6 protein-coding genes are annotated in these 8,671 nt (G+C 70.3%); 3 read left to right on the top strand and 3 right to left on the bottom strand.

Features of this window, described 5'->3' with window-relative positions:
* Positions 1 to 54 precede the first annotated feature (54 nt).
* Complete coding sequence (gene cckA / locus VGD32_RS13290; protein WP_331032358.1) at positions 55 to 2,088, top strand: cell cycle histidine kinase CckA; 2,034 nt, start codon at positions 55 to 57, stop codon at positions 2,086 to 2,088.
* Positions 2,089 to 2,144: 56 nt separating this feature from the next.
* Positions 2,145 to 3,941, top strand: coding sequence for a DUF885 domain-containing protein (locus VGD32_RS13285; RefSeq protein ID WP_331032357.1), 1,797 nt, complete (start codon positions 2,145 to 2,147; stop codon positions 3,939 to 3,941).
* Positions 3,942 to 3,951: 10 nt separating this feature from the next.
* Here the strand turns inward: VGD32_RS13285 and VGD32_RS13280 are convergent, their stop codons facing one another.
* The 3 genes from VGD32_RS13280 to VGD32_RS13270 form a co-directional block, all read right to left on the bottom strand.
* On the bottom strand, positions 3,952 to 4,881 hold the full coding sequence (locus VGD32_RS13280) for a LysR substrate-binding domain-containing protein (RefSeq protein ID WP_331032356.1): 930 nt from the start codon (positions 4,879 to 4,881) through the stop codon (positions 3,952 to 3,954).
* A gap of 353 nt (positions 4,882 to 5,234) precedes the next feature.
* Complete coding sequence (locus VGD32_RS13275; RefSeq protein WP_331032355.1) at positions 5,235 to 6,167, bottom strand: NAD(P)/FAD-dependent oxidoreductase; 933 nt, start codon at positions 6,165 to 6,167, stop codon at positions 5,235 to 5,237.
* Between the two features lie 35 nt (positions 6,168 to 6,202).
* Positions 6,203 to 7,228 (bottom strand): DUF1176 domain-containing protein, encoded by a 1,026-nt coding sequence (locus tag VGD32_RS13270; RefSeq protein WP_331032354.1) that lies wholly within the window; start codon positions 7,226 to 7,228, stop codon positions 6,203 to 6,205.
* Between the two features lie 160 nt (positions 7,229 to 7,388).
* Here VGD32_RS13270 and VGD32_RS13265 point away from each other — a divergent pair, with 160 nt between their 5' ends.
* The gene (locus tag VGD32_RS13265; protein ID WP_331032353.1) at positions 7,389 to 8,603 is read left to right on the top strand and encodes an NADP-dependent isocitrate dehydrogenase; all 1,215 of its coding nucleotides are present in this window, start codon (positions 7,389 to 7,391) and stop codon (positions 8,601 to 8,603) included.
* Positions 8,604 to 8,671 lie beyond the last annotated feature (68 nt).

Here is an 8,671-nt window from a genome sequence, read left to right as displayed (position 1 = left end):
CCGCATCCAGACCATCATCGCCGGAAACGCCCCATTGATTCGGGCCGAGGCGCCATGACCGCAACCTCCCGCAAGGCTTTCGACCCGCTGCTCGTCGTCATGGCGATCGGCTTCGTCGTGGCCGTCGGGGCCATGGCCTATCCCGCTTTCCGCGCCGACCCGATGAGCGCCCCGGGGCTGGTGCTGATCTTCACCGTCGGGGCCGTGGCCCTGATCGGCCTGTTCGCCTTCGCCCGCGGCGAGAGTCGCAAGCCGCTGGGCGACACCACCGTCGATCTGCTCGACGCCATGGCCGAGCCCGCCGCCCTGGGCTGGGCTTCCGGCCAGGTGCTGGCCTTCAACGCCGCCTGGGCCGAAAGCAACGGGGCCACCACCACCCTGCCCAAGGGTCGCTCCGCCTCCGCCCTCTACATGGCCTTCGCCCAGGCCCGCGCCGGCGAGCAGGGTCGCGCCATCGTGGTCATCGGCGATCGCGAGCAGGAGGTGCTGATCGGCATGGCCGGGGAGGGGCGCTTCCTCGTCCGCGCCGCGCCCGAGGCCGCCATCCCGGTGATGACCAGCGGCGCGCCCGCCCCCGCCTCCAGCGCGCCCGAAAGCCGCGCCATGGCCGCCGGGGCGCCCTTCGGCTCCGCCGTCATCGCGGCCGAGGACCTGTTCGGCGGCAAGATCGAGAAGGCCAATGCCGCCCTCGCCGTGCTGACCGGCCCCGCCTCCGCCCGCGACGCCGCCTTCGGCCACCTGTTCGACCCCGCCGGCGTCGCCGAAGCCCGGGCCAAGCTGGCCGCCGGCTCCTCCGGTCCGATCGAGCTGGTCGCCCGCGCCTTCCCCGACAAGATGCTGCACCTCTACGTCGCGCCCGAGGGCGACAAGCGGCGCATCTGGCTGTTCGACGTCACCGGCCAGAAGTCGATGGAGCTGCAGCTGTCGCAGGCCCAGAAGATGCAGGCGGTGGGCCAGCTGGCCGGCGGCGTGGCCCACGACTTCAACAACCTGCTGACCGCCATCCAGCTGCAGCTGTCGGGCCTGCTGGAGCGGCATCCCGTCGGCGACCCCTCCTATGAGGGCCTCAACGAGATCCGCCAGACCGCCATCCGCGCCGCCGATCTGGTGCGCAAGCTGCTGGCCTTCTCGCGCAAGTCCACCGTCCGGCGCGAACGGCTCGACCTCGGCGAACTGGTCGGGGAGTTCGCCGTCCTGCTGCGCCGCCTCCTGCGCGAGGATGTGCGCCTCGAAACCGACTACGGCCGCGACCTGCCGGTGGTGCTGGCCGACAAGAGCCAGCTCGAGACGGCCGTGATGAACCTCGCCGTCAACGCCCGGGACGCCATGCGCGGCGTGGTCGAACCGGGCGCCGGGGTGGTCACCATCCGCACCCTGCGCCTGACCCGGGACGAGGCCCGGGCCCTGGGCTGGGCCGCCGCCCCGACCGAGAACGTCGCCCTCATCGAGGTCGCCGACACCGGGCCCGGCGTGCCGCCCGAGATCATCGGCAAGATTTTCGAGCCCTTCTTCACCACCAAGGCGGTGAACGAGGGCACGGGCATGGGCCTGGCCACCGTCTACGGCATCGTCGAACAGGCCGGGGGCCACATCAACGTCTCCAACCTCGAAGGCGCCGGCGCCGCCTTCCGCATCTTCCTGCCCGAGGCCGCCGAGGCCGACCTGGCCGAGACGCCGGTCACCGAAAAGGTCGCCAAGGCTCCGCGGGACCTGTCCGGCGCCGGCCGCATCCTGTTCGTCGAGGACGAGGCGGCCGTGCGCGGCATCGCCGCCCGCCTGCTGCGCCAGCGCGGCTACGAGGTCATCGAGGCCGCCGACGGCGAGGAGGCCCTCGCCCTGGCCGAGGAACACGCCGGGACCATCGACATGATGATCTCCGACGTCATCATGCCCGGCCTCGACGGCCCCTCGTTGCTGAAGAAGGCCCGGCCCTTCCTCGGCGATGCGCCGGTGATGTTCATCTCGGGCTATGCCGAGAGCGACTTCTCCGACCTGCTGCAGGACGAGGTCGGCGTCTCCTTCCTGCCCAAGCCGCTCGACATCAAGACCCTGGCCGAGCGGGTCAAGCAGGAGCTGCGCGCGGCCTGACTTGTCGAAACGGCGCCGTTCGGATCAACCTGTCGTCTTCACCGGAGCCTGAAGCCATGATCGACCGCCGCCGCCTGCTTCTCACCGCCACGGCCGGCGCCGGTCTCGCCCTCGCCGGTCCGGTGCTGGCCCGCAGCGAGGCCGACGACCGCCTCGACGCCATGCTGTCCCGCTGGTTCGACGAGGACGTCGAAAACGCGCCGGAGACCGCCACCAACCTCGGCCTCGACCGCGGCGCCCGGGCCCACCTGTCGTCGAAGCTGTCGGACCGCACCGAGGCCGCGTGGATGGCCGACCGCTCCACCGCCAACGCCCGTCTGCAGGCTGTCGCCGACTTCGACCAGACTGGCCTGACCCGGCCCGGCACCATCAACCTCGCCGTCGCCGCCTTCCGGGCCCAGACCGCCTCGACCGGCGCCTCGTTCGACTATGGTTCGGCCATCGAGGGCGGCCGCATGGGGCCCTACCTCGTCAACCAGATGACCGGGTCCTACTTCACCGTCCCCGACTTCATGGACACCCAGCACCGGGTCGAGGACCGCGACGGCGCCGAGGCCTTCCTCGCCCGCCTGTCCGCCTTCGGCCCCAATCTCGACGCCGAGACCGCGCGCATCGCCCGCGACGCCGGCAAGGGCGTGGTCGCGCCGGACTTCATCCTCGACCTGACCCTGGGCCAGCTGAAGGCCCTGCGCGGCCAGCCGGCCGCCGACATGGCGATGATCCGCACCCTCGAACGCAAGGCGACGGCGCTCGGCCTGAGCGGCTACGGCGACCGCGCCGGGGCCATCGTCGACGCCGAGGTCAAACCGGCGCTCGACCGGCAGATCGCCGCCTTCGAACGCCTGCGTCCGGGCGCCGTGCACGACGCCGGCGTCTGGCGCATCCCTGATGGCGAGCGCTTCTACGCCCATGCCCTGAAATACTGGACCACCACGACCATGACGCCGGACGAGGTCCACGCCATCGGTCTGGAGCAGGTGGCGAGCATCAGCGCCGAGATCGATACGATCCTGAAGGCGCGCGGCATGACAGAAGGCACGGTCGGCCAGCGCATCGACGCCCTCAACAAGGACCCGGCCCAGCTCTGGCCCAACACCGACGAGGGCAAGGCGGCCCTGATCGAGAGCCTGAACCGGCAGGTGGCCGCGCTCGACCCGCTGCTGCCGCGCCTGTTCGGCAGGCTGCCGCGCTCGAAGGTGGAGGTCCGCCGCGTGCCGCCGGCGATCGAGGCGGGCGCGCCCGGCGGCTACTACCAGGGCCCGCCGCTCGACGGCTCGCGGCCGGGCGCCTACTACATCAACCTGCGCGACACGGCGAACTGGCCGAAATTCTCGCTCCCGACCCTGACCTACCACGAGGCCTCGCCCGGCCATCACCTGCAGGTCGCCCTGCAGCGAGAAACGGAGAGCCTGCCGGCCTGGCGCCGCGCCAACGGCTTCTCGGCCTACAACGAAGGCTGGGCCCTCTACGCCGAGGCGGTGGCCGCCGACGACCTCGACGTCTACGCCGACGACCCGCTGGGCCGGGTCGGTTTCCTGATGTCCTATCTGTTCCGGGCGGTGCGCCTCGTGGTCGATACCGGTCTGCACCACAAGCGCTGGAGCCGCGAACAGGCCGTCGACTACATGGTCGCCTCGGGGGCCAAGCCGGTCGGGGCCGCCAACAGCGAGATCAACCGCTATTGCGCCATGCCGGGCCAGGCCTGCGCCTACAAGATCGGCCACACGGTCATCGCCCGGCTGCGGGCGGAGGCCGAGGCGAGGCCCGGCTTTAACCTTCGCCGCTTCCACGACGCAGTGCTCGCCAACGGCTCGACGCCGCTCGCCGTGCTCGAGAACCTGATGCGGTCCTGAGCCATGCGGGTCAGACCGCTTCGAGGGACTCGCGGGCCGCGAGAACGCTCGGATCGGCGGCCGCCGCCGACAGGATCCATTCGCGGAAGCGGGCGATCTTCGGCGATCGACGGCGCCCCTCCGGCCAGACCAGCCAGTAGGCGTAGCCCGGGATCAGCTTGACCGCGAGGGGCACCGGCTGGACCAGCAGGCCGGCCGCCAACTCGCGCGCGAACAGGATCGGCGAGGCCAGCGCCACGCCCTGATCCCCGAGGGCCGAGGCCACCTCCAGCGCCTGATAGTCGGCGCGCAGCCGCGACGGCGTCTGTCCGTCGGCCGCGACCCCCGCGGCGGCGAACCACACCGCCCATTCCTTCTCCAGACCGATGCGCGGCGCCTTCAACAGGTCTTCGGCGGTTTCGAGCTCGAGGCTGTCGCGCAGGCGCGGGCTGCAGACGGGCGTGAACACGCTCGGCATGACCTCGACGCTCTCCAGCCCCGGCCACTCGCCCGTGCCCGAACGGATGCCGACGTCGAACCCCTCGCGGGACAGATCGATCAGATGCGCCGCCGTATCCAGCCGTACCGCCAGTTCGGGGTGCGCCAGCTGGAATTCGCCCAGGCGCGGCGCCAGCCACTGCGTCGCCAGTGTCGCCAGGGTGGTGATCGACAGGATCGCCTGATCCGCCTCGGTCAGGTCCGACAGCGCCCGCCGCAGCAGGCTCATGGCCTCGGTCGCCGCGCGTGACAGCCGCTCGCCCGATTCCGTCGGCACGACCTCGCGGGGCAGGCGGCGGAACAGGCTCTGGCCGAGCCGGCCTTCGAGCGCCTTGATCTGCCAGCTGACCGCGGCCTGGGTCATGCCCAGCTCCTCCGCCGCGCGGGTGAAGCTGTTGAGCCGGGCCGCGGCCTCGAACACCCGGATGGAGGCGAGCGGAATTCCGGCGAGAGGATCGGCCATAAGTGTGCCTTATGTTGCGTCTCGCCAATCTGGTTTGCGGGCCGGGCCTGTCAAGCTCATTCTGACGTTGTCCTCACCGCAGGAAGATCAGGAGGTCGAGATGGAAGAGATTCACCACACGCATAAGGAGCCCACATGGGGTTGGGCCTCCGTGCTTAACGACTGGCGTCGTAGCCGCACCCGGGCCCGCATCCGCAAGCCGCAGCGGATCGTGACGCCCTGGAGCCGATGATCCCCCGCGGAACCGCTCACGGAAAAGGGGCCCAATCCCCGGCGATCGCCGTCGCGGTCCGCTCCGGTCCGGATCCGCAGGGAGCCTCCTGCTCTCGCAGATCCGGACCGTCTGAGTCAGGTCAGGCCACTGTCCAGCCGTCCGCCTCGCGAAGCACGTTGTGGATCGCCGTCGCGGCGATGGCCGCCTCGGCGCCGGCCACGGCGATCTGGTTCAGCCCCCGCACCACGTCTCCCGCCGCGTAGAGGCCGGGCACGCTGGTCGCCTGACGGGCGTCCACGATCATGCATCCGTTCTCGCCGGTCCTCGCGTCCAGCGCCCGCGCCAATTCCGCGTTCGGCGCGGTTCCCAGCGCTGAATAGACCAGGTCGAAGATGCGGAAGGTACCGCCCCAGCTCAGCGCCGTGACCCGGTCGCCTTCCAGACTGACATTGTCGATCGGCGCCCGGATGAGCTCGACCCCCATCCGGCGCAGTTCGTCCTCTTCGGTCAACGCTTCGGCGGGGCCGACATGGATCAGCGTCACCCGGTCAGAATAGGTGCGCAGGAAGGCCGCCTCCCGAACTCCTCCATCGTCCCGGCCGATGATCGCGACCGCCTTGTCGATGGCCTCGTAGCCGTCGCAGATCGGGCAGATGCGCACCAGCGCCCGCTCGATGGCCCGCTCCACTCCCGGCAGATCCGGATGGTGATCGATCACCCCGGTCGCCAGAAGCACCGCCCGGGCGCGAACCTCCCGCCCGTTCAGCTGCGCCCGGAAGCCTTCGCCGTCCCGCTCCAGCGCCTCGACCCGGCCCGGCTCGATAAGGGCGTCGAACTCCAGCGCCTGTTCGGTCATGCGCCGGACGATGGCTTCGCCGCTTATGCCCTGCGGAAAGCCGGGCAGGTTGTGGCTGACCGGAATCCAGCACGCGCGCGGGGCGCCCCCGTCCGCGACCAGCACGCGGCGCCGGAACCGGGCCAGATAGGTGGCCGCGGTCAGGCCAGCGGGTCCGGCTCCGATGACCAGAACGTCGACGTCATCGGTGGGGCCGGCGGCGGGGGGCGGTGTCATCCTCGCTGAACGCCGCAGGACCGGGCCGGTGGCGCCTAGTCCAGCAACTCGGCTCGCCAGAGCACGGGCCAATAATCGGCCCGGACGCCGAAGCAGTCGTCCATGCCCGTCTCCTCCAGCAGTTCGAAGTGCTGGCCGGTCCACAGCCATCGCTGCGCCAGGCCGCAATCCCCGATGCCCCGCCCCTTGGCGAAGGCGTCGATCTGCCGGGTCTGCGGATCATAGCCGCCGTTGATGATCTCCGTGACGGTTTCGCCCCGCGCGTTCGTCAGCAGCAACGGGCGCGGGTCGGAACCATCGTCCCGGGTGGTCCACAGCACCGAGCCGAAATTATAGGCGCCGCGGAAGCAGGGGATGGTCCACAACAGCAGGTCCGGACCCAGCCGGTGCACTGTTGGAGAGGCGTCGCCGAGGTCCTCGTCCGCAAGGCATTCGCCCACATCGGCGGCGCCGGCCAGCGCCGGGGGCAGGCTTCGGCCCTCAAGCCCGGCCTGGCTGGCCGCCGCGCCGGCTCGCAGACGCGGCAGGGCCGGAGCGGCCGGAACGGCCTCGTTGGATCGCGCACCGCGCCGTATCAGGGCGGACGGCGTGTCGAGCCGACCCTGCCGCTCGTCGATCCACAGCAGTGCGGCCGAGGCGCCCGACAGGGAGACCTCCGTCGGATCCTGCCCGCTGTTGAAGGTCAGTGACGATCCGCGCGTCATCCGCGCCAGGGCCTCGCGCGCGGCCTCGCCGGTGAGGGCGGGCAGGCCGTCGATATTGGTCGTCGTCCGAAGGTCGGCGCCGTCGATGGCGAGCGAGAACCGCGGCGTCTGCTCGCCGTCGCTCCAGTCGGGATAGCCGAACTGGATGCGCGGCCAGGCTTCCGGGCCGGCGTCCATCTCGACCCGCACCCAGGCCGGTCCGAACTCCCGCGGCTTGCCGAAGGCCACGCAGGCCCCGTCGTTGCCGCAGACCGCCAGCCAGTCGCGGAAGGTCGCCGTCGCGGGCGCCGCCTGCGCCGCGGCGCTGCCCGCGAAGCCGAGGGCGACAAGCGCCAGCATGATCCGAACGGTCTGCATCGTCGTCCCTCCAACCCTGTGCGGCGAAGCCTAGCAGTCTCCCGGTCCACAGCCTAACCGCGCGGCCGCGGCGCCCACGAACGCGGCCCTTTGCGCCGCGCCCCCGCGCCGCTATACCGCCCGCCTTACTCCCATTCCGAAGTCAGAGGCGCGAACCCGCATGGCCAAGATCAAGGTCGCCAATCCCATCGTGGACATCGACGGCGACGAGATGACCCGGATCATCTGGCAGATGATCAAGGACAAGCTGGTCTTCCCGTTCCTCGACCTGGAGCTCGACTACTACGACCTCGGCATGGAGAACCGCGACGCCACCGACGACCAGGTGACGATCGACGCGGCGAAGGCCATCCAGAAGCACGGCGTCGGCGTGAAATGCGCCACCATCACCCCGGACGAGGCGCGGGTGAAGGAGTTCGGCCTGAAGAAGATGTGGAAGTCGCCCAACGGCACCATCCGCAACATCCTGGGCGGCGTGGTCTTCCGCGAGCCGATCATCTGCAAGAACGTTCCGCGGCTGGTGCCGGGCTGGACCCAGCCGATCGTCGTCGGCCGCCATGCCTTCGGCGACCAGTACAAGGCCACCGACTTCCTCGTTCCCGGCCCCGGCAAGCTGACCATCAAGTTCCAGGGCGAGGACGGCCAGGTCATCGAGCATGAAGTGTTCGACTTCCCGTCGTCGGGCGTGGCCATGGGCATGTACAACCTCGACGACTCGATCACCGAGTTCGCCCGCGCCAGCTTCGCCTTCGGCCTGCAGCGCAAGTATCCGGTCTACCTGTCCACCAAGAACACCATCCTCAAGGCCTACGACGGGCGCTTCAAGGACATCTTTCAGGACGTCTTCGACCGCGAGTTCAAGGCCGAGTTCGACAAGCTGGGCCTGACCTACGAGCACCGCCTGATCGACGACATGGTGGCCGCGGCCATCAAATGGTCGGGCGGCTTCGTCTGGGCCTGCAAGAACTACGACGGCGACGTGCAGTCGGACGTCGTCGCCCAGGGCTTCGGGTCGCTGGGCCTGATGACCTCGGTGCTGATGACGCCGGACGGCAAGGTGCTGGAATCGGAAGCCGCCCACGGCACCGTCACCCGCCACTACCGCCAGCATCAGAAGGGCGAGGCGACCTCGACCAACTCCATCGCCTCGATCTTCGCCTGGACGCGCGGTTTCGCGCATCGCGCCAAGCTGGACGACAACGCCGAGCTGGCCAAGTTCGCGGCGACCCTCGAGCGGGTCGTCGTCGAGACCGTCGAGAGCGGCCACATGACCAAGGACCTGGCGCTTCTGGTCGGCGACCAGCAGGGCTGGCTGACCACCGAGGGCTTCCTCGACAAGGTCGCCGAGAACCTGACCACGGCGATGAAGGCCTAACCGGACCCCTCTCCCCCCGCGGGAGAGGGAGACCGCGCACGGATGCGAGAGCATCCGTTCTGGCGCGG

The sequence above is a fragment of the Brevundimonas sp. genome, assembly GCF_036402095.1.
Lineage (GTDB): Bacteria > Pseudomonadota > Alphaproteobacteria > Caulobacterales > Caulobacteraceae > Brevundimonas.
The sequence above is the reverse complement of the archived record's forward strand: the minus strand, read 5'-3'. Positions and strand labels throughout refer to the sequence as shown.

What these genes read in the sequence shown, in the direction of transcription:
- VGD32_RS13285 (WP_331032357.1), top strand. Translation starts at nt 2,145, where the DNA reads ATGATCGACCGCCGCCGCCTGCTTCTCACCGCCACGGCCGGCGCCGGT.
- VGD32_RS13280 (WP_331032356.1), bottom strand. Translation starts at nt 4,881, where the DNA reads ATGGCCGATCCTCTCGCCGGAATTCCGCTCGCCTCCATCCGGGTGTTC.
- cckA (WP_331032358.1), top strand. Translation starts at nt 55, where the DNA reads ATGACCGCAACCTCCCGCAAGGCTTTCGACCCGCTGCTCGTCGTCATG.
- VGD32_RS13270 (WP_331032354.1), bottom strand. Translation starts at nt 7,228, where the DNA reads ATGCAGACCGTTCGGATCATGCTGGCGCTTGTCGCCCTCGGCTTCGCG.
- VGD32_RS13275 (WP_331032355.1), bottom strand. Translation starts at nt 6,167, where the DNA reads ATGACACCGCCCCCCGCCGCCGGCCCCACCGATGACGTCGACGTTCTG.
- VGD32_RS13265 (WP_331032353.1), top strand. Translation starts at nt 7,389, where the DNA reads ATGGCCAAGATCAAGGTCGCCAATCCCATCGTGGACATCGACGGCGAC.